This is a genomic window from Brevundimonas sp. ALps5 (assembly GCF_058681645.1).
In genome coordinates this window covers 273,219-293,611 of record NZ_CM178744.1, presented here as the reverse complement: position 1 = coordinate 293,611, position 20,393 = coordinate 273,219, and the positions used below count along the sequence as shown (strand labels likewise).

18 protein-coding genes and 1 pseudogene are annotated in these 20,393 nt (G+C 69.1%); 7 read left to right on the top strand and 12 right to left on the bottom strand.

Annotation, left to right across the window (positions count from 1 at the left end):
• Nucleotides 1-108: 108 nt before the first annotated feature.
• From ACW172_RS01205 to cysG, 4 genes are read right to left on the bottom strand one after another with little or no spacing between them, the layout of a single operon-like run.
• Entirely contained in the window at nucleotides 109-1,218 is a 1,110-nt protein-coding gene (locus ACW172_RS01205; protein ID WP_492033379.1) for a phosphoadenylyl-sulfate reductase, read from the bottom strand.
• Nucleotides 1,211-2,878, bottom strand: coding sequence for a nitrite/sulfite reductase (locus ACW172_RS01200; protein WP_492033378.1), 1,668 nt, complete (start codon nucleotides 2,876-2,878; stop codon nucleotides 1,211-1,213). The genes ACW172_RS01205 and ACW172_RS01200 overlap by 8 nt, the downstream gene beginning before the upstream one ends.
• The gene (locus ACW172_RS01195; protein ID WP_492033377.1) at nucleotides 2,878-3,156 is read right to left on the bottom strand and encodes a DUF2849 domain-containing protein; all 279 of its coding nucleotides are present in this window, start codon (nucleotides 3,154-3,156) and stop codon (nucleotides 2,878-2,880) included. Before ACW172_RS01195 ends, ACW172_RS01200 begins: the two co-directional genes overlap by 1 nt.
• Nucleotides 3,153-4,538 carry a siroheme synthase CysG gene (cysG, locus tag ACW172_RS01190; protein ID WP_492033376.1) on the bottom strand — a complete coding sequence of 462 codons (1,386 nt, stop codon included), beginning with the start codon at nucleotides 4,536-4,538 and terminating at the stop codon, nucleotides 3,153-3,155. Before cysG ends, ACW172_RS01195 begins: the two co-directional genes overlap by 4 nt.
• 126 nt (nucleotides 4,539-4,664) lie before the next feature.
• On the opposite strand from cysG, the gene gcvA reads away from it, so the two are divergent.
• Nucleotides 4,665-5,594 (top strand): transcriptional regulator GcvA, encoded by a 930-nt coding sequence (gene gcvA, locus ACW172_RS01185; RefSeq protein WP_492033375.1) that lies wholly within the window; start codon nucleotides 4,665-4,667, stop codon nucleotides 5,592-5,594.
• A gap of 79 nt (nucleotides 5,595-5,673) precedes the next feature.
• Here gcvA and mdoH read toward each other — a convergent pair whose 3' ends face one another.
• From mdoH to ACW172_RS01150, 7 genes are all read right to left on the bottom strand, one after another.
• Nucleotides 5,674-7,602 carry a glucans biosynthesis glucosyltransferase MdoH gene (gene mdoH, locus ACW172_RS01180; protein ID WP_492033374.1) on the bottom strand — a complete coding sequence of 643 codons (1,929 nt, stop codon included), beginning with the start codon at nucleotides 7,600-7,602 and terminating at the stop codon, nucleotides 5,674-5,676.
• 137 nt (nucleotides 7,603-7,739) lie between these two features.
• Nucleotides 7,740-9,554 (bottom strand): acyltransferase family protein, encoded by a 1,815-nt coding sequence (locus ACW172_RS01175; RefSeq protein ID WP_492033373.1) that lies wholly within the window; start codon nucleotides 9,552-9,554, stop codon nucleotides 7,740-7,742.
• 78 nt (nucleotides 9,555-9,632) lie between these two features.
• Nucleotides 9,633-10,148 carry a hypothetical protein gene (locus ACW172_RS01170; protein WP_492033372.1) on the bottom strand — a complete coding sequence of 172 codons (516 nt, stop codon included), beginning with the start codon at nucleotides 10,146-10,148 and terminating at the stop codon, nucleotides 9,633-9,635.
• A complete protein-coding gene (locus tag ACW172_RS01165) occupies nucleotides 10,148-12,889 on the bottom strand; it encodes a hypothetical protein (protein ID WP_492033371.1) in 2,742 nt (913 codons plus the stop codon). The genes ACW172_RS01170 and ACW172_RS01165 overlap by 1 nt, the downstream gene beginning before the upstream one ends.
• Nucleotides 12,886-13,425 carry a hypothetical protein gene (locus tag ACW172_RS01160; protein WP_492033370.1) on the bottom strand — a complete coding sequence of 180 codons (540 nt, stop codon included), beginning with the start codon at nucleotides 13,423-13,425 and terminating at the stop codon, nucleotides 12,886-12,888. The genes ACW172_RS01165 and ACW172_RS01160 overlap by 4 nt, the downstream gene beginning before the upstream one ends.
• Nucleotides 13,426-13,515: 90 nt before the next feature.
• Nucleotides 13,516-13,761 carry a hypothetical protein gene (locus ACW172_RS01155; protein WP_492033369.1) on the bottom strand — a complete coding sequence of 82 codons (246 nt, stop codon included), beginning with the start codon at nucleotides 13,759-13,761 and terminating at the stop codon, nucleotides 13,516-13,518.
• An 88-nt stretch (nucleotides 13,762-13,849) separates the two neighbouring features.
• The gene (locus ACW172_RS01150) at nucleotides 13,850-14,380 is read right to left on the bottom strand and encodes a DUF4402 domain-containing protein (RefSeq protein ID WP_492033368.1); all 531 of its coding nucleotides are present in this window, start codon (nucleotides 14,378-14,380) and stop codon (nucleotides 13,850-13,852) included.
• Nucleotides 14,381-14,658: 278 nt separating this feature from the next.
• On the opposite strand from ACW172_RS01150, the gene ACW172_RS01145 reads away from it, so the two are divergent.
• The 4 genes from ACW172_RS01145 to ACW172_RS01130 all read left to right on the top strand — a co-directional run bounded on the left by ACW172_RS01145 (nucleotide 14,659) and on the right by ACW172_RS01130 (nucleotide 17,828).
• Nucleotides 14,659-15,309 carry a response regulator gene (locus tag ACW172_RS01145; protein ID WP_492033367.1) on the top strand — a complete coding sequence of 217 codons (651 nt, stop codon included), beginning with the start codon at nucleotides 14,659-14,661 and terminating at the stop codon, nucleotides 15,307-15,309.
• 97 nt (nucleotides 15,310-15,406) lie between these two features.
• Entirely contained in the window at nucleotides 15,407-15,895 is a 489-nt protein-coding gene (coaD, locus tag ACW172_RS01140) for a pantetheine-phosphate adenylyltransferase (RefSeq protein ID WP_492033366.1), read from the top strand.
• Nucleotides 15,892-16,812 carry a peptidylprolyl isomerase gene (locus ACW172_RS01135; RefSeq protein ID WP_492033365.1) on the top strand — a complete coding sequence of 307 codons (921 nt, stop codon included), beginning with the start codon at nucleotides 15,892-15,894 and terminating at the stop codon, nucleotides 16,810-16,812. The genes coaD and ACW172_RS01135 overlap by 4 nt, the downstream gene beginning before the upstream one ends.
• A 23-nt stretch (nucleotides 16,813-16,835) precedes the next feature.
• Nucleotides 16,836-17,828 (top strand): peptidylprolyl isomerase, encoded by a 993-nt coding sequence (locus tag ACW172_RS01130; RefSeq protein WP_492033364.1) that lies wholly within the window; start codon nucleotides 16,836-16,838, stop codon nucleotides 17,826-17,828.
• A 4-nt stretch (nucleotides 17,829-17,832) separates the two neighbouring features.
• Here the strand turns inward: ACW172_RS01130 and ACW172_RS01125 are convergent, their stop codons facing one another.
• Entirely contained in the window at nucleotides 17,833-18,990 is a 1,158-nt protein-coding gene (locus ACW172_RS01125; RefSeq protein WP_492033363.1) for a Ppx/GppA phosphatase family protein, read from the bottom strand.
• A 147-nt stretch (nucleotides 18,991-19,137) separates the two neighbouring features.
• Here ACW172_RS01125 and hspQ point away from each other — a divergent pair, with 147 nt between their 5' ends.
• Nucleotides 19,138-19,452, top strand: coding sequence for a heat shock protein HspQ (gene hspQ, locus ACW172_RS01120; RefSeq protein ID WP_492033362.1), 315 nt, complete (start codon nucleotides 19,138-19,140; stop codon nucleotides 19,450-19,452).
• A gap of 62 nt (nucleotides 19,453-19,514) precedes the next feature.
• Nucleotides 19,515-20,391: pseudogene (gene phhA, locus ACW172_RS01115) on the top strand (phenylalanine 4-monooxygenase).
• Nucleotides 20,392-20,393: the final 2 nt, after the last annotated feature.

The following is a 20,393-nucleotide window of genomic DNA, read 5'->3' as shown; positions in this document are numbered from 1 at the left end:
GATTCGCAGCCCTTGAAGGCCGATCCTGCGGGCGCGGCGCCCGGGCGAGGGTGAGATTTGGGAGGGGAAAAAGCAACCTGATCTCGCCCGGATGCGGTCCGGGCCGGGTCAGGCCGCGATGGGCTCCCGCCGTCCCAGATGGATGCCGCACTCGGTCTTGTCCATCCCCGACCAGCGGCCGGCGCGCGCATCCTCGCCCTCCTGCACCGGCCGGGTGCAGGTGTGGCAGCCGATGGAGAGGTAGCCCTGCTCGACCAGCGGATGACGCGGCAGGGCGTGGGCGGTCAGATGGGCCTCGATATCCTCGGCGGCCCAGTCGGCCAGCGGATTGACCCGCAACACCCCGTCCAGCACCTCGAAGGGCTTGAGCGCGGAGCGGGTCGCGTTCTGATGCCGTTTGCGACCGGTGATCAGGGCGGTGAAGCCGACGGTGGCGCGGGCCAGGGGCCGGGTCTTCCGGAGGTCGCAGCAGGCGTCGGCGTCGGTCTTCCAGAGGTCGTCACGGGCGTCCAGATCGGCCTTCTCCGCCGCGTCGGGCGTGACCAGGCGGACATCGGAAAGGCGAAGGCTTTCCGACAGCTGCTTGCGGTACTGCAGGGTCTGGAAGAAGTGTTGGCCGGTCTCGAGGAAGACCACGGGCAGGGCCGCGTCCTCTTTCGCGATCAGATGCAGCAGGGCGGCGCTCTCGGCCCCGAAGGAGGAGATGGCGGCGGTCTTCAGGCCCAGGCTCGGGTCCAGCGCGGCCTTCAGGATGGTCGCGGCGTCGGCGCCTTCGAGTTCGGAGTTCAGCCGGTCGGCGAGGGCATCGAGTTCAGTCCCGGTCGGGGCGGCCGGCGTCGCGGCCCGGGCGGCGGCGCGGCGTTCCCAGACGGTCGGGGCCGGATCGATCGCGTCCTGATAGGCGGCGCTGAAGGCCTGATCCATCCGCCTCCAGGTCGCCTGATCGGCGCCGGGGTTCAGCTCGACCGCGTCGAAGCCGGTGCGGCGCAGGTGGCGAGCCTGATCGGGCAGGACCTTGCCGGCGGCGATCAGCCGGCCCGTATAACCGCGCTCGCGCAGCACCGAGGCCAGTGAGAAACCGCGCCCGTCGCGGAAGGCGTCGAACTCCAGCACCAGGACGTCGGTCGCCGCGGCCGCGGCCTCGACCTCTTCGAGCGGGGTCGTGACGCTGAGGCGCGGGCCGTTCTGGATGGAGTCGAGAAGCTGCAGATCAGGCATCGGCGAACTCGTATGCATAGATGGCGTCGCGGAAGGGATCGGCGCCGAGGCGGCGGACGGTGTCGATGAAGCGTTCGCCCTCGGTGCGGACCTCAAGATAGCGGTCCAGCGCGCGCTGGATGGCGGGAGCCACTTCGTCGGCGGGCAGGGAGCGGCCGACGATCTCACCCAGAGCCGCCTGTTCGTCGGGCGAGCCGCCGACGGTGATCTGGTAGTATTCCTCACCCTTCCGATCGACGCCCAGCACGCCGATATGGCCGACGTGGTGATGGCCGCAGGCGTTGATGCAGCCGCTCATATTGATGCGGACCTGACCGACCTTTTCCTGCCAGTCGAGGTCGGCGAGGCGCTTGGACAGGGCCTGTGCGACCGGGATCGAGCGGGCGTTGGCCAGGGAGCAATAGTCGAGGCCCGGGCAGGCTATGATGTCGGTGACCAGATCGGCGTTGGGCGTGCCCAGACCGGCCGCCAGCAGCTCGCGCCACAGGGCCGGGGTGTCGTCCAGCCGGACGTGGGGCAGGACCAGGTTCTGCTCATAGGCCGCGCGGACCTCGTCGAACGAGTAGCGCTCGGCCAGGTCGGCGACGACCTCCATCTGGGCGTCGGTGATGTCGCCGGGCACGCCGTCGACGGGTTTCAGCGAGACGACGACCGAGGCGTAGCCCGCCTGTTTGTGGCGACGGACATTGTTGCGGCTGAAACGGGCGAAGTCGGGATCGGCCAGGACCGCGCGATCGAAGGCCGCCGACCGGCGCGGCAGATCGGCGAACTCCGGCGGGGCGAAATAGGTCTGGATGCGTGCCAGCTCCTCGGCCGGGACCTGAAGGGCTTCCTGACGCAGGGTGGCGAAGTGGCGGTCCACCTCTTCACGGAAGGCGTCGATTCCCAGCGAGGCGACGAGGATCTTGATCCGCGCCTTGTGGATGTTGTCGCGGCGGCCGAGCAGGTTCCAGGCCCGGATGATGGCGGTCAGATAGGCCAGCAGCTCATGGCCAGGAACGGCCGGGGCGATCTCCTGACCGATATGGGGCAGGCGGCCCTGACCCCCGCCGACGAAGACGCGGAAGGCGGTCCCGCCGTCCTCACCGCGAACGATCTGCAGCCCGACGTCGTGGGTGCGGATCGCGGCGCGGTCCTTCTTCGACGCCACCACGGCGATCTTGAACTTGCGCGGCAGGAAGGAGAATTCGGGGTGGATGGTCGACCACTGGCGGATGACCTCGCACCAGGGACGCGGATCCTCGACCTCGTCATCGGCGGCGCCGGCGAAGACGTCGGTGGTGGTGTTGCGGATGCAGTTCCCGGAGGTCTGGATGGCGTGCATCTCGACCTCGGCCAGATCCTCGAGGATCGCCGGCAGGTCGGTCAGGGTCGGCCAGTTGAACTGGATGTTCGTCCGGGTGGTGAAGTGGCCATAGCCCTTGTCATAGGTGCGGGCGATGTGGGCCAGCTTGCGCATCTGGGCGCCGTTCATGGTCCCATAGGGCACGGCCACGCGCAGCATATAGGCGTGGAGCTGGAGGTAGACGCCGTTCATCAGCCGCAGCGGCTTGAACTCGTCCTCGGTCAGGGCGCCGGAGGCCCGGCGCTCGACCTGGTCGCGGAATTCCTCAACCCGTTCCCGGACCAGGGCGGCGTCGAACTCGTCATAGCGGTACATCAGGCGGTCTCGTGGTGCTTCAGGCTGTTGCCGACCGTGGGACCCGCCGAACGGATGGTCTCCTTCAGCCGGTCGCGACCTGAGGGGGTGTGGCCGGTCACCTCGACCAGATAGGGGTTCACGAAGGTGCCGGGCCGGCTGGCGGCGGCGATCAGGGCCGCGTCGGCGGCGTCTTCATCGAAGAGGGCGGCCGAGGCGATGTCCTCGACCACGCTGGCGTCCTCGCCGACATAGATGACGCGGCCGTCGGACAGGCGGTTGGCGGTGATCAGCTTCATGCGACCAGCTCCGCGCGTACATCCAGTTCCGCCGCCGAGAAGGCCGCGCATTCGCCGACGAACAGCAGGGCGGGGCCGGTCAGGCTGGACCGGGCGACGAGGCCGCCGAGATCGCCGAGCACGCCATTGATGACCCGCTCGTCCGGGCGGCTGCCGTTCTCGACGATCGCCACCGGGGTCTCGGGCGAACGGCCCGCCGCGATCAGGTTGGCCGCCGTCTGCTCGGCGCGGTCGGCGCCCATATAGATGGCCAGGGTGTGGTTCGGCGCGGCCAGACGGTTCCAGTCGGGGGCGATGCCGCCGGGCTTCTCCTGGGCTGTGACGAAGGTCACCGCCTGGGCGTGGTCGCGGTGGGTCAGGGGGATGCCGGCCGAGGCCGCGCAGCCTATGGCGGCCGTGATGCCGGGCACGACGAAGACGGCGACGCCCGCGCGGCGCATGGCCTCCAGCTCCTCGCCGCCGCGACCGAAGACGAAGGGATCGCCGCCCTTCAGCCGGACGACGCGGTGACCGGCGCGCGCTTCCTCGACCATCAGGGCCTCGATCTGGTCCTGCGGCACGGAGTGTTCGGCGCGGGCCTTGCCGACATAGAGGCGGCGGGCGTCGCGACGGGCGCGTTCGAGAATGGCCTCGGGGACCAGACGATCGTGGATGATGACGTCGGCGTCCTGAAGCACGCGCAGGGCCTTCAGCGTCAGCAGTTCCGGATCGCCGGGACCGGCTCCGACGATGTGGACGACGCCCTGTTCAGGGGCCGCGACGTTCAGCAGGCGCAGCATCTCGCGGCGGGCCTCGGCGGTCTGGCCGGCGGCGGCGAGATCGGCGGCGGGGCCCCGGAAGGCCTTCTCCCAGAACCGGCGGCGGGCCATGAAGTCGGGCACGCTGGCGATGACGGTGTCGCGCAGGTCCCGGGCCAGCTTCGCCACGTTCGTGAGGCCGGCGGGCAGGACGGCCTCGATGCGGCTGCGCACGTCGCGGGCCAGGATCGGGGCCGAGCCGCCGGTGGCCACGCCGATCACGACCTCGTCGCGGTCGATCAGGGCCGGGGTGTGGAAGTCGCTCAGCGTCGGGCGGTCGACGACATTGACCTGGGCGCCCGCCGCACGGCCCAGCGCCGCCAGGTCGCGGGCGACAGCCTCGTCCTCGTCGGCGATGAAGACCAGACGGGCGCCAGCCAGATCAGCGGCCTCGGGCAGGCGTTCGACGGGAACGGGACCGCCCTGCAGGGCGCCGGGGCCGGTCGGGGCGCCACTCGGTGCGAACCAGACGACCTCAGCCGGGGTCTGGCCGAAAAGGCGCAGCTTGGCCAGGGCGGCGTCGCCGTTGCCGACGATGATGATGCGGGCGCCGTCCATCGGAATGGACGCCAGAAAAACTCTCATGTCAGGCTCCACCGGCCTCGATCGGTAGGGGTAAGCCTGTCCGTGGGTCGTGATCTGACCCTCTGCCTGTGGGGGGCGATGCACAAACCAGATTGTCTTTGGCGCGGTGATAGGATTTCTAACGCCATGGCCAGACCGTTGCTCCCCCTCAATGCCCTGCGCGCCTTCGAAAGCGCCGCGCGGAACCTCAACTTCTCACGCGCCGCCGATGAGCTGGCGGTGACCCCGGGCGCGGTCAGCCAGCAGATCCGCTTGCTGGAGGACATCGTCGGCGGGCCGCTGTTCAAGCGCGAGGCCAAGGGACTGCAACTGACCGATCTGGGCCGGGGCGCCGTGCCCCTGCTGCGCGAGGGCTTCGAACGGCTGATGGACGCCTCGTCCCTGTTGCGCGAGCCGCCGCGTCGCAAGCAGGTGTCGATCAGCGTCGCGCCGTCCTTCGCGTCGAAATGGCTGATGCCACGCATGGACGATTTCCACGCCGCCCATCCCGAGATCGAGGTCTGGATCTCGGCCGATATGGAGCCGGCGACCCTGGGGGAGGGCGGGGCCGATCTGGCCGTGCGCTACGGCCCGGGCGACTATCCGGGTCATATCGTCGAGCGGCTGATGGCCGAGACGGTGCTGCCGGTCGCAGCGCCCTCGCTGATGGACGGCAAGCATCCGATCCGGACCCCGGCGGACCTCGCCCACCACACCTTGCTGCACGACATGTCCGAGGACGGCGATCCCGGGCGGCCCGACTGGGCCATGTGGCTGAAGGCGCGGCGGGTGAAGCATTCCGACCCGCGTCGCGGCCCCCGCTTCAACCAGGCCAGTATGGTCATCGAGGCGGCGCTGGCGGGGCGCGGCGTGGCTCTGGCCAAGCGGACCCTGGCCCAGGACGACCTGAACTCCGGCCGTCTGGTCGCCCCCTTCGCCGACGGCAGCCAGGCGGTGGGCTTCGCCTATCATGTGGTTCTGCCGAGGGACCGCCCGGCCTCGCCCAGCGCCACGGCCTTCGTCGACTGGCTGAAGCAGCAGGCCGTGCACCACGACAACTCGATGGGGCAGCTCTAGGGTTCAGCCCGAACCCGGAAACAAAAAAGGCCGCGCACGATGCCCGTGCGCGGCCTTTTCTTTTGGCTTGGTGTCTCGCTTAAGCGTTCGACAGGGCGCGCAGGGCGGCGACGCGGGATTCTTCGCGCAGCGGGCTGGGGCGCATCGGGCCGTGCAGGACCGAGGGCGTGGCGCTCTGCTCGTCGCCGGCCGGGGTGACCAGATAGCCCTTGGCCGCCAGGGCCTCGCCGGTGGCGCGGCGCGAGGTCCAGACCGAGATCGGGGCGGCAAGCAGCAGCGGGCCGACGATCGGGATGAAGAAGGTGGCCAGGTCCGGACGGAAGGCGAGGGCGACGCAGAAGCCGAGGCCCACGCCCATCTGCCAACGCATAGACCGGAAGGCGTCGGCCCAGGTGATGCCGTCGGCGTCGCGCTGCTGGGCGTGCCAGCCGGCGTCCTGACCGCACAGGATCTTGAGCACGGCCTTGGTGTTGGCGACCATCAGGATGGGGGCCAGCAGGGCCGACAGGAAGATCTCGGCGCACATGCCCTTGATGATCTGCACGCCGCCGCCGAAGGCGCGACGCTCGCGCGGACGCGACAGGACCAGGACCGCGCCCATGATCTTGGGACCGATCAGGAGCACGCCCGCCAGCAGCGACGCCAGCATGAAGGGCGAGAACTCGGGGTGCAGGAAGTAGAAGAACGAGGCCCAGTCGATCGGATAGTAGAGCTGGATCACCAGACCGGTGACGAGCGAGGCGAACCACAGGGGCGAGGCGACATAGGCCAGGACGCCCATGAACAGCTGCATCTTCGAGGCGCCGTTCAGGCCTCGCGAACCCAGCAGGGCGATGTGCTGCAGGTTGCCCTGGCACCAGCGGTGCTCACGACGGATGAAGTCGGTGATGGTCGGCGGGGTTTCTTCGCACGAACCGTCGAGGGCGGCGGTGACGTGAACGGCCCAGCCGGCGCGGCGCAGCAGGGCCGCCTCGACCACGTCATGGCTCATGATGTGGCCGCCGAAGGGCTTCTTGCCCGGCAGGACCGGGAGGCCGGCGGCCTCGGCGAAGGCACGGGTGCGCAGGATGGCGTTGTGGCCCCAGTAGGAGCCTTCCGAACCGGTCCACCAGGCCAGGCCGGCGGCGGCGACGCGGCCGTACAGCTTGACGCTGAACTGCGAGACGCGGGCGAACAGGGTGCTCGCCTTGACGATGGTCGGGGCGGTCTGGATCAGGCCGATGCCCGGGTTGCGCTCCATGGCGTCGACCAGACGCAGGACGGTCTCGCCGGCCATGGTCGAGTCGGCGTCCAGCACGATCATGAAATCGTAGGCGGCGCCCCAGCGGCGGGTCCAGTCGGTGATATTGCCCGACTTGGCTTCGGTGTTCTTCTCGCGGTGACGATAGAAGGCCTGCGAGTGGGCGCGGATGCGGAAGCCGGCGAACGCCGCCTGTTCCAGCATCAGGGCTTCTTCCTTGTTCGTGTCGGACAGGACGAACAGATCGAAGGCGTCGGTCACGCCGAGACGGGCCAGGCCGGCGTCGATCTGGGCCAGACGGCCCAGGGCGGTGTGGGCGTCCTCGTTGTACAGCGGCATCAGCAGGGCGGTGCGCGTCTTCGGCGCGGCCGGGTGCGGACGGAAGTCGAGGTCGTCCTGCTCGCGGTCCGTCATCAGGACCCACAGGCCGATGGCCGAGTTCGAGAACCAGCAGGCGATCGAGGCGATCAGAATCAGGAACAGGCCGAAAGCCAGCATCTCCAGCCCGTCGAAGCCGTGGCGGGCGTAGAGGATGAAGGGGGCGACGGCGGCCAGGGCGGTGACCAGAACGGTCGCGGCCAGCAGGACCAGGCGGCGGGCCTTCACCTTGGCGGGAGTGGTCGGCAGGGCTGCGGAAACCGTCGCGGTTTCAACGTCGAAGGCCTGACGCGGCATGTCGAGCGGCGCTTCGTCGGGGAGCCATCCATCGGCGCCGTATTCCACGGCTCCGGTCAGGAAGTCTTCGCTACGCAGGGCCAGGCTGTTCATGACGGCTTTGATTTCCCCGAAAGACCGCGCGGAAGGCGGAGGAGGCGCGGACTACTGCATTGCAGCATGAACGCATTTTCGTGAAAATCAATCACAGAGTTGTGATGGTCCCGTGTTTTTTCGCGACCAGCCCGGATTCACTGGCTCTCGGCGTGATGCCTCAACCGACGGCCCAGGGCCCAGGCCGCGATCCCGACCCAGCCGACGAGGACGAGGGCGTAGACCCGCTCCCACCAGCCGACGTTGGACGGGTTCACCGTGCCCGGCAGAACCAGATGATAGGTCATGACGGTCAGACCTGTCATCACCACGAAAACCCCGATCAGGAAGGCTTTCAGCCGCGACAGCTCGCGGCTGCCGGCCAGGCCCCAGAGCAGCAGCAGGGGCGCGACCTGAATGCCCAGACCCATGTTGATGTACATGTGCCGGGGGTCCGGATAGGGGAACAGGGTCGACAGGGCGAGGCCCGTTCCGGCCAGGACGAAGACGATCGCCGTCAGCCAGCCGGCGATATGGGCCCGGGTGATGGCGATCACGGCCAGGCCGAAGCCGACGCCCGCGAACCCGGCCATCACGCCCGCGACGAAGACGCCCCAGTTGAAGATCCGGGGCATGGGCGACGAGGCGCCGCCCAGCTCGCTGAGATACTGTCGCGCATTGTCGAAGCCGGGGTAGGCGAGGATGGCCATGCCGACAACGGCCAGGGCCAGCAGGGGCGCGAAGACCCCGATCCCCAGCAGGATGCGGCGGCGGCGATAGCGGGTCACGGCCAGGCCCGAGAACAGGCCGCGGCCGGGCAGGGGCTTGAGACCCCAGATGGGACGCAGCAGGGGGACGCGGCGCACGATCTCATAGATCAGCAGGCTGCCGCCGATGGTGATCGCGATCAAGGTCGGGGCCTCGACCCAGACCGGCAGGCCCGCGGGCCTGATCAGCCAGATGGCGCAGACCAGTACCGTCTGGTGCGCCAGATACAGGGTGAAGACCGCCTCGTTCAGATAGGTCTGGACCGGACCGGTGGTGTTCCGAAGGTAGAGGCTGGCGAAGCCGAGGGCCGCGACGATCACCGACCACTGGTCCAGGGCCACGACCAGATTGCGCGGGATGCCCCAGAAGGCGCCGCCGCCGGGGTGGGCGACCTGAAGCATCATCAGGGGCAGGGCCACGGCCGCCACGCCCAGGCCGACCCAGCGGAACCGCTGGAAGTCGCGCCAGATCGATTCCTGCCGCACGGCCAGGAAGCCGAACAGGAAGGCGGCCAGGGACTGGGCGTGGTTGTACCAGTCCCAGACGATGTTGTTGGTCAGGCCGAAGTGCGGGAACAGCCAGCACCGCACCACCATCAGATAGAGGGCGGGCAGCGCCAGCAGCCGCCAGCCACTGAGCGCCGGGCCGATCTTCGCCTCGGCCCAGGCGATCCAGCCGGGCCGGTTGAGCAGGGCCACGACGATGAAGCTGTAGACGGTGATGTAGAGGACGAACCACAGATGGTTCAGCGGCACCCCGTCGGCGATCCCCGCGGGGCTGAACTCGTGCCACAGCCAGGCCGGATAGCTGATGGCCTCGTGCGACTTGTCCATCGCCTCGATCCACGACTGGATCGTGACCAGCACCAGCACCCCGAACACCAGCGGCGGGCCGAGACGGGCGAGGCGCAGCTTCGCGACCTCGGCGGGCGTCTTCCTCAGGGTCATGAAGCGCAGAGCCGCGCCGGAGACCAGGAACAGCAGGGTCAGCCGCCAGGGATTGGTGATCAACACCCCCTCGCGAATCCACTCCAGCGTATGGGCGCTGTGGACGTGCCAGTCGTAGGGGCCGTAGGCGAGGCCCACGTGATAGACGATCAGCAGGGCGAAGGCGGCGATGCGCAGCCAGTCCAGATCGTGCCGACGCGTGGACGCCGGGGCGGCCGAGGCGGGGCGGGAATCCGGACTTGGAGCGAGGGTGGTCACGGCCCCCCTATGAGCGAGCCGACCGGGCCTGTCCACGCGCCAGAATGTTTCGAGGGTTTGGCGGCTGCCGCGCGCCTTCTATTCGTAGTCGATGTTGACCGGGACGGCGGTTTGGACGTCGGTGATGATCATGCCGTGGGCGGTGGTCAGGACGCCGGAGATGCGCAGACGATCGTGGCCCTCGGCGTTCAGGCGGCCGGTCATGGTCTTCGAGACGTCGCCGACGGTCTCGCTCCAGACCTGAAAGCCGGAGATGACGCCTTCTGATAGCTGGGTGTCGATCGTCGCGGGCAGCTGGATCCGGTAGACGCGGCCAGGATCGCCGGTGATGTCGATCACCGCAGGGGCGTCGGAGGTGTCGCCGTCCGCGCCGGTGTTCGTCCCGTTGGGCGCCGCCGCCTCATCGACGTTGCGGCGGGTGGCCACGAAACTCATCGACTGGACGTTGCTGAGGGTCAGGGCGCGCTCCACCTGGATGGCGCCGGTCGCGGTTGCGCCGCGGCTCTGGGCCAGTACGGGGCCGGCCGGGATCACGAGGATCAGGCCCAGGGAAGCGATCAGGGCGCGGTTCGGGGTCTTGCAGGGCATGCGCATCAGGTTGTTCCTCCCTGGATGATACTGACCACGACGGCTCCGGCGCGGACGAAGCCGCCGTCGGCAGGCAAAACGACGACGGGCGCGTCGACCAGGGTCATCCCCAGATCGGCGGCCTGCTGCGGATCAAGCTGGATTCTGTAGCGGCCGGGCGGCACGTCTTCGATGAAGACGATCCCGGCGTGGTCGCTGCGGGCCACGATGGGCGCGCTGTTGGTGTCTGGGGCCGTTTCCGGAACGAGCTGAAGATTGACCGCCGCCAGAGGCCTGTCCTGCACGCCGTCGCGGCGTAACAGGACGGTCAGCTCGACCTCGCCCGACTGCTGCAGCGGCAGTTCGACCCGGGTGGTGCGGCCCGGACGCGGCACGGTGCGGATCACGTCCGCCTGGCCCAGCAGGAAGGGATCGTCGATCCCCTCCAGATTGACCCGCATGGAGGCGGCGGCCCCGTCGCCGAGACCCGAGACGAAGATCCGGCCGTCCGCGTCGGTCACGGCGGCGCCCGCCGGGGTTTGGACGATGATTTTAGGGACGCCTTTTTCTTCGGGCTGGCGGCGACCATCGCCGTTGGCGTCGACAAAGGCGTCGATGGCCATGGAGCCGCCTGCCGACACGCCCGGCCGGACCATGTGATATCCGCCGCGCGCCGGATCGAAGGCGAAGCCGAAGCCGAGCTGGAGGCCGACCTGCCATTCGCCGGACCGCGTCTCCCAGGCGCTGCTCAGGGCCACGTCGAAGTGGCGGGCGCGCCAGAAGGCGGCGGCCTGAAGGGTCGTGGCCTCCTGCTCGCCCAGACTCTGGACGGCGCTGAGGCGCAGGGTGCGGCGCTCCGACAGCTGGACGTCGGCGGTCATATAGGCGCTGTCCAGATCGGTCCGGGGGGAGATCGTCCAGGTCAGGCCGCCGCGAAACTGGGCGCGGGCGGCGACCAGGGTGGCGACGTCGGCGGCCCCGATGAGGGCCCTTTGCCGGGTCGCCGGGGTGGTGGCGTCCTGCCAGGCCAGGCTGGTCGAGAGGTAGTAGCGGTCGACGGGCGCCGAGGTGCGGAATTCGGCATTGGTCTCGCCCGTGCCGTCGATCCGCTCCAGTCGACGCAGGTCCAGCGACAGCGGCAGACTGAACGTGTCGCGCACCCGCCACTGCATATCGGCGCGAAAGTCCGTGGCGCGGCGCAGCAGGCTGTCCTGGGTGGCGCCGACCTGACGCGTCTCGTCGACGAAGCCGTCGCGGTATTCGGCGTGGCGGCTGACGATGGACACGCCGAACGGCCGCGCCGCCAGACCCAGCATGGCTGCCGAACCGCCCTGGCTGTCATGGGCCGCGTCCAGCTGGGCCGCGACGCCCCAAAGGGACCCGCGAACCCCGGCCAGACCAATGGAGCGCTCGTCAAAGCCGGCGGGGGCGTATCGGGCCAGACCGCCGCTGACGGTCAGGGCGGTGGTGATTCCGTAGTCGAACAGGGCCTCGAGCCGTGCCTCGCCCTGGCTGTCGTCGGGCATCGGGTCGGGCTTGATCTCGAACACGGACCGGTCCTGCTGGATGGCGGCCAGACGGACGACCAGCTTGCCCGGCTCCAACTGACCCGAGCCGAAGTTGATGCGGCGGACCTCTTCACGGGTCTGACCCTGCGGTCCGTAGAAGACCAGACGGATGGTGTTCAGCCCGAAGGTCAGGGGCACGTCGAGGAATTCGTAGCGGCCCTGATCCGGCGTGGACCGGGCGGCCTGAAGCACCTCGTTGACGTAGAGCTCGACTTCCTCGCCCAACGGCAGCTCACCGCGCAGGTTCAACGGGGTGGCCAGGTCGACCGTTTCCAGCGGCGCGGTGGAGTAGACGAAGCCCCGGCCGCCGTAGCTGCCGGCGCCGAGCGACATCGAGGGACTAAAGACGTCACCGAGCCCCGCCCGGGTGGCGCCGAGGCGGCCGAGGGCGTGCCCGTCCGGATCCTTGCGTTCGAACAGGATGCGGGCATTGGCCGGCTCGCCGTTCTGGTCCGAGCCCAGGAAGCCCTGGAAGCCCGCGTATGCCAGATCTCCGGCCATCCGGATGTCGAAGCTGTGGGTCTGGTCGACGCCGTCGCGGGCGACCTGGCCGCCCAGATTCACGTCGAAGGCGGGTGGGGTGAAGCGTTCATAGGGCGCCGGCGCCTCCTGCACGCGCAGGATCGGCTGGGGCTGGTTCAGGCCGGCGGCGCGGGCCTCACGTGCCAGACGCTGCTGGAAGGGCAGGGCCTCGGTGGGGCTGACGGTCAGGGTCTGGGCGTTGACGTCGGCGCGCAGCTTCACCGGAAACAGCTGCTCGGCCAGATCGGCGCGGACATAGAGGTCGTTGTCGAAGATCGCGGCCTGGCCGGGGGCGAAGGTGATCGGCTTGCCGTTGACGATGGCGACCCCCGTATTGAGGTCGAGGGTCAGCTTGCGGTCGCGCGATCCGATCCAGCCCTCGGCGCGGCGCTGGGCCGGGAAGACACCGACGGCGAAGTCCAGCACCCGCGCGAACTCGCCGACCGGTACATAAACGCCCGCGCGGGAGCCGTAGACGTTCATGGTCTCGGCCAATTGATAGCCGTCGGCCTGAACCTCCATGAACAGAAGGTCGTCGGCGTTGAAGGGGGCGGGCTCGGCGGCCACGACCAGATTGGTCACCACGTCCCTATTCGCGGTTTGCGCCAGGGCAGGCGCGGCCCCGCCGGCCGCCAGAACGGCCAGGGCGACCGCCGTGGCCTGGCGGGCGGGGGTCATCGCGATGCGGGAGCGGAGCCCAGGACCGTGCCGACGTGTGCGTCGTCATCGACATAGACGACCCGCACCGGTTCTCCGGCGCCGACCGGGATCGCCAGGGGGGCGACGACGGTTCTGCGTTCGATCTCGGGATAGACGGCGATGCCTCGCACCTGACCGACGACATGCTCGTCCGCGCCCGTTCCTGCCCGGATCTGCACGTCGCCATAGACGGAGTTGGCGCCGAGGCGGACGAGATCGAGGGTCACGGCGCCGTTCGGCGCGCCCTCGCTCGCCGGCAGGAGATGGGCGTTCTCGACCGCGGCGCGGGCGTCGACGGCGCCCTCGCGGACGATCAGGGGAATGCTGACGCTGAACAGGGCGGTGATCTGCAGCGCCACCCCGTTCGGATTGTTCTCGGCGGCCTGTTCGGCGGTGAAGCCGGTGGTCTCGGGCGGCAGGGCGGTGACGGTCAGGTGGGTGCGGTATTCGCCCGCCGCTTCCGGCGGGCGGACGCGAACCCGGATGACCTGGCTTTCCTTGGGCTGAAGGGTCACCCGTCGCGGGGTGTACTGGATCAGGTCCTGGGCCGAGGGCGAGCGGGCGGCGTCGGGCGCATCGGCGGCGGCGCGGATCTGGCCGTCCGGCTACATGACCCGGTCGACCAGTTCGACAGTGTAGGTGGCCGGGGCGTCGCCCTGGTTGAACACATAGACCGAGGCGGCGCGCTGGGTCGCGTCGAAGGTCACGCGGCGAGGCGAGATGTTCAGATCGGCCCCGGTCGGCGTCGCCGTGACCACCGGGGCGGGGGCCGGCGCCGTTTGTGTCTGGGCGGCTGCGGCGCCGGAAAAGGCGAGCGCCACGGCAATGAGGGGGGCGGCTGATCTGAGCATTGGTCTGGACCCGGGGGCGGCGTTCGACCCGCAGACTAGCGCCGAAGGGTTAACCCAACCTCGCGTTGTCGGCGTCCTGAATATGCCTTTAGTTATAGGCCGCCGAGACCGTGAAGGAGCCGCTGTAGGTGCCGGTCGGGGTGGTCGAGGCGATCGGCACGCTGCCACCGACGTTGAAGACCAGGGTGCCGGCGGCGCCCATGGCGTTGCTGAGCGTCTGGGCCGAGGCCGAGCCGGTCAGGTTGTTCGAGGTCGTGACCGTCAGGGTGTCCGGGCCGTTGGCCATCGAGAAGGTCGCCGGGATGGTGACCGAGATCGACTGCCCGCCTTCACCCGAGACGGTGAACTGGGCGGCGGCGGGCGTGGCGCCCGAGGACAGGCCGACGACGCCGCCGGTGACCGAACGGGCGCCCGCGGCGCTGACCACTGCCGTGCCCGAACCCGTCGCCGGGCGGACCACGGTGCCGAAGGCCAGGTCGGCGTTCTTGGTGATGGTCAGGGGGCGGACGATGGTGACCGAACCCGTGCCGGTGGTGGAGGCCGACGACTGGGCGAAGGCGGGGCTCGCGACGGCGGCGACAAGGGCGGCGGCGGCGGCGAAGAAAAGCTTGTTGGACATGACGTTCTCCCGAAGGGCGTTTGCAACCTGATGACGCGGTGATGACCCGTCTCAACTGTCGATGTCTACAACCGGGGCCCGCATAACGGGCCAAAACACACCAAGGTTATACGCTTTTGGCGAGATCAATACAGAAACGAATGGGATGGTTACTTGGAATTTACCAAGTCTATTGGCTTGCCGCAAAGTATTGGATAATCTTTCGGTAACCATGCCGTTCTTGTTTGCCTCACACCCCGGTTGTGGGAAAAGAGGGGAAGGAGGCCTGATTCATCGCCATGCAGTGGATTGTCCTGATCGTCGACGACCATCCCTTGGTCGGAGAAGCGTTCGAACTGTCGGTCGGCGCGGCCTATCCGCATCTGGAGGTCGGCCGGGTCACGACGGCGGCCGAGGCCGAGGCCTATGCCCGGACCAACGGCGCCCGCATCAAGCTGGTGCTGCTGGACCTGATGCTGCCCGACGCCACGGGGTTCAGCGCCCTGATCCGGCTGCAGCAGCTTCTGCCGGGCGTGCCCATCGCCATCGTCTCCTCGCGCGCGGACGCCCATACGGTGGCCCTGGCCCGGACCTTCGGGGTGTCGGCCTATCTGTCCAAGTCGGCGCCCGTGTCGTCACTGGTCAACGCGGTTGGGACCATCCTGCGCGGTGAGCAGCCGCCCTTCCCGGAGACCGCGGCGCCCACGCCGGCGGCGGTGGACTTCCAGCAGCGCATCTCGACCCTGTCGGCGGCCCAACTGCGCGTCCTGGTTGCCCTGGCCGACGGCCGGCTGAACAAGCAGATCGCCGGCGATATGAATCTGACCGAGGGGACGGTGAAACAGCACCTGTCGGCCATCTTCAGGAAGCTGGGCGTCGGTAACCGCAGCCAGGCCATCCTGGCCGCCCGGCCCTATCTGAAGGGCCTGGACGCGGGCGAGGCCGAGTGATCCGCCCGGTCTCGCGCCCCCTCTAGGCCGTGACTTTCGCACCTGCTAACACCGCCGTCTGAAGCGGGAAGGGCGACCCCTTATGCCAAGCGGAAAAATGCGCATCGGCCTGTATCCAGGCACCTTTGACCCGGTGACCAACGGCCATATGGACATCATCGGCCGGGCCACCAAACTGGTCGACCGGCTGGTCATCGGCGTGGCCCAGAACGACGACAAGGGGCCTCTGTTCTCGACCGCCGAGCGCGTCGAGATGGTCGCGGCCGAGGTGGCGCGCTTTGACGGCGACATCGTGGTCAAACCCTTCTCCAGCCTGTTGATGCATTTCGCCGAAGAGCTTGAGGCCAGCGTTATCGTGCGCGGCCTGCGCGCCGTCGCCGACTTTGAATATGAGTTCCAGATGACGGCGATGAATCAGCGCCTCAATCAGGACATCGAGACCGTGTTCCTGATGGCCGATCCGCGCCATCAGGCGATCGCCTCCCGCCTGGTCAAGGAGATCGCCCGTCTGGACGGGAATATCGACAGCTTCGTCAGCCCCGCCGTCGCCGCGCGCGTGCGGGAAAGGGTCAAGAAACACGCATGAACTCGCGTCCGCTCACCGTTCTCGCCGCCGCCGTCGCCGGCCTCATGGCGCTCGCCGCCGGTCCGTCCCAGGCGCAGCTCATGGCCCGCACCCCGCCCCAGGGGCCGGCTCCGGCCTCCACGCCCCTGCCGCCGGCGGACGCGGCGGACTGGCGCACGGTCTCGCCCGACAATCTGTTGGTCATCGACACCACCAAGGGCCGGGTCCTGGTGGAGCTTGAGCCGCGCGTGGCGCCGCAGAGCGTCGAGCGGATCCGCACCCTGACGGAGCGGGGCTTCTACAACGGGCTGAAGTTCCACCGTGTCATCGCCGGCTTCATGGCGCAGACGGGCGATCCCCTGGGCACCGGCGCGGGCAGCAGCGACCTGCCGAACGTGCCGGGTGAGTTCACCTTCCGCCGGGGACGCAATCCTGACTTCGCCGTGGTGCCCGGCGCCTCGCCCTCCGGCGTGCGCGGCATCCTGGGCTCCATGCCGATCCAGACCCAGCCCGACGCCCAGATGTTCGTCACCGCCGATATGAAGGTCGACGCCAACGGCATGTTCTGTCCGGGCGTGGCGGGCATGGCGCGGTCGGGCGACCCCAACAGCGCCAACAGCCAATTCTATCTGATGACCGGCGCCAACGCCAATCTGAACGGCAGCTACACCACCTTCGGCCGTATCGTCGGCGGGATCGAGGTGGTGCGCGCCCTGAACGCGGGGGCCAGCGACGGCGACGGCGCCGTGGCCAATCCGGACATCATGACCAAGGTCCAGATCGCCTCGACCATGCCCGAGGCCCAGCGCCCGACGGTCAAGGTGCTGTTGCCGACCAGCCCGGCCTTCGCCCTGCGCTATGAGGCGACCAAGGCCCGGCTGGGACTGAATTTCGGGATCTGCGACGTCGAGACCCCGACGCTCGTGACCGGCGGCTGAGACGGATCAGGGGAGGGGACGGCGTGATCAAATCCGTGACGGCGGGGGCGCTGGCCTCCCTCATCCTGGCGTCGGGCGCATTCGCGCAAACGGCGCCGGCCCATCCGACGCCGCATGCGCCGGCCGCTCCGGCGGCCGCGACCCAGACCCCCCCACCGCCGCCCGCCCCGCCGACCACGCCGCCGCCGTCCGAGTGGCGCACCGTGCCGCCCGAGAACCTGATGGTCATCGAGACCACCAAGGGCCGCATCCTGGTCGAGCTGGCCCCCGAGGTCGCGCCCCTGCACGTCGAGCGGATGCGGCTGCTGGCTCGCAACGGCTTCTTCGACAACCTGACCTGGCACCGGGTCATCGACCTGTTCATGGCCCAGACCGGCGATCCGCTGGGCACCGGCGATGGTCAGAGCGCCTATCCGGACCTGAAGGCCGAGTTCACCTTCCGGCGCGGGCCGGACCTGCCGTTTTCGCCCGTCGCGGCGCCCGCCGGCGCCGTCCTGGGCTTCGTTCACTCCCTGCCTATCCAGACCCAGCCCGACAGCTATATGGCCACCACGGCGGATCACATGGTGCACGGCTGGGGGGTCTATTGCCCGGGCGTCGCCGGCATGGCGCGCGACGACAATCCCGACAGCGCCAACAGCCAGTTCTTCCTGATGCGCCAGCCCTATCCCTCGCTGGACAAACGCTACACCGTCTGGGGCGCCGTCGTGTCGGGTCTCGACGTGGTGCGCAGCCTGAAGACCGGAGCCGAGGGCAGCGGCATCGTCACCGATCCCGACCGGATGACCTCGGTCCGCATCGCTTCAGACCTGCCCGAGGCCGACCGGCCGACGGTCCAGGTGCTGGATACCGGCTCGCCCCGCTTCCGCGCCCTGGCCGACCTGACGCGGGCGTCGAAGGGGGCCGACTTCTCGGTCTGCGACATCGTCCTGCCGGTGCAGGTTTCGGGCGGATCGGCAGCTGCGGCGGCGGCTCCGGCCGGAACGGCTGCGCCGGGCGCATCAGGCCCCCGCTAGGCCTCTATTCGGCGGCGGCGACGGCGCCCTTGCCACGTCCCCGGCGACGCCGACGGCGCGGCTTGCGGTCCTCGCGCATTCTCTGCAGCAACAGGCCTTCGCGCAGACCCCGATCGGCGACGCGCACGCGCTCGCACGGCCAGGCGCGTTGCACCGCCTCCAGGATGGCGGCGCCGGCCAGCACCAGATCGGCGCGGTCCGGCCCGATGCAGGCCTCGGCCGCGCGGCCGTCGGGGCCCAGGGCCTTGAGCCGATCCGCCGCCGCCTCGCATTGCTTGCGGGTCATCCACAGGCCGTCGATGCGGTCGCGCTGATAGCGGCGCAGGTTCAGGTGGATGCCGGCCAGGCTGGTGATCGCCCCGGACGTCCCGACCATATGGCCCCGACCGCGTCCGAACAGGTCGCGCATCTCGGCGTCGACGATCCCGCCGGCGGCGATGGCGGCGCCCATGTCGGCGACCATGGCCTCGTACCAGATCGCACCCGCGGACCCGAGGGCGTCCTCGGGCTCCGGATGGCGTTCGGCCAGGGTGACCACGCCCAGCGGCGCCGACATCCAGGCCACGGTCTTCATCTCGCGGCCCTGCTTCCTCAGCCAGGACAGTTCGGTCGAACCGCCGCCGACATCGATGACCAGCACCGCCTCGGCGCGGGGATCGAACAGGTTCAGGCAGCCCTCGACCGACAGCCGGGCCTCTTCGGCCGGATCGATGATGCGCAGTTTCAGCCCCGTGCCCGCCCGGACGCGTTCGATGAAGGCGGCGCCGTTCTCGGCCTGACGGCAGGCCTGGGTGGCGACGGCGGTCAGACGCTCCGATTCGAGGCCCTTGCGCATCACCCGCTCGGCGCAGGAGGCCAGGGCGTCATAGGCGCGGTCCATGGCGGCCTCATCCAGCCTGCCGGTGTGGCTGAGACCTTCGCCCAGGCGCACGATGCGGCTGAAGCTATCGACCACGCGAAAGCCTTCCCGCGCCGGGCGGGCGATCAGCAGGCGGCAGTTGTTGGTCCCCAGATCGAGCGCGCCATACAGCGGCGCATCCCGACTGGACGCTCCATGGCCCTGTGCGCCGCCGCGGGACTTGCCCGGGGCCGAAGCGCGGTCGGACCTCTGTCGCTGGGACCGGTCGTCGCGCCCCGAAGGCGCGCCGTCTGGTTCCGGCATGGGCCGAACTTTCATATGGGCGCAACCGATGCCGGCGCCCGTCACGGGCAACCTAGCCTCAGGATTCGTCGCGCGCCAAGCGAATATGACGGCCGCATGAACGGCTCGGATGGATCTGGCTCAGGCTGGGTGACGTAGCTTGATGGTATGACCCAGGAGCACACAGCCAAATTCGGCCTCGGCCAGATCGTCCGCCACCGGGAGCAGGCCTTCCGCGGCCTGATCGTCGATGTGGACGCCGTCTATGCCGGGCCGATCGATCAGCCCGGCCCGGAGCACCGCGACCAGCCCTTCTATCGGGTTCTGGCCATGGGTGAGGATTCGGGCTTCCTCGTCTACGCCGCCGAGGGGGTGCTCGAGATCGACACCGATGTCGAACCGCTGACGCCGGATGACGAGGCCCATTGGTTCACCGTCGATGCGGCGGGTCACCACGCGCCAGCGAAGCAGCCGATCCACTAGTCGGACGTTTCGGCTCGGCCTAGATAGGGCATCAAGAAGACGGCTTCCCGAGGAGCGCGCCCATGTCCGACTTTGAACACGTCTTCGACGCCCCTCCGCCGGGCGCCGCCGCCGACTGGACCATCAGCCAGAACTGGCGCGCCTATACCGAGGTCGAGCACGACACCTGGGACACCCTGTACGAGCGGCAGATGAAGATCCTGCCGGGCCGGGCCTCGGACGCTTTCATGAACGGGCTCAAGGCGCTGGACCTGAACACCGGCGGCATCCCCGACTTCGCCGTACTCAATCCCAAGCTGAAGACCCTGACCGGCTGGACGGGTGGAGTGCGTGCCGGGCCTGGTGCCCGACGACGTCTTCTTCGACCACCTGGCCAACCGCCGCTTCGTCTCGGGCCAGTTCATCCGCAAGCCGGACCAGCTGGATTACCTGCAGGAGCCGGACATCTTCCACGACGTCTTCGGCCATGTGCCGATGCTGACCGACCCCGACTTCGCCGACTATATGCAGGCCTATGGCAAGGGCGGGCAGCGCGCCGCCTCGCTGGGCATGCTGCCCCAGCTGGCCCGGCTCTACTGGTACACGGTCGAGTTCGGCCTGATGGAATCCGCCAAGGGCCTGAAGATTTACGGCGCAGGCATCGTCTCCTCGGCGACCGAGAGCGTCTTCGCGCTGGAAGACCCGTCGCCGAACCGCATCGGCTTCGAGCTGGAGCGGGTCATGCGCACCCTCTACCGCATCGACGACTTCCAGCAGGTCTATTTCGTCATCCCCTCGATCGAGGCGTTGAAGGAAGTGACACTGAAGGACTTCGGCCCGGTCTATGACGCCGTGAAGGGCCAGCCCGACATCGCCGTCGACGCCGTCCTGCCGGGCGACCGGGTGATCACGCGTGGGACCCAGAGCTACGCGGCGCGGGGCGGCCGGTTCGCGGCGTGACC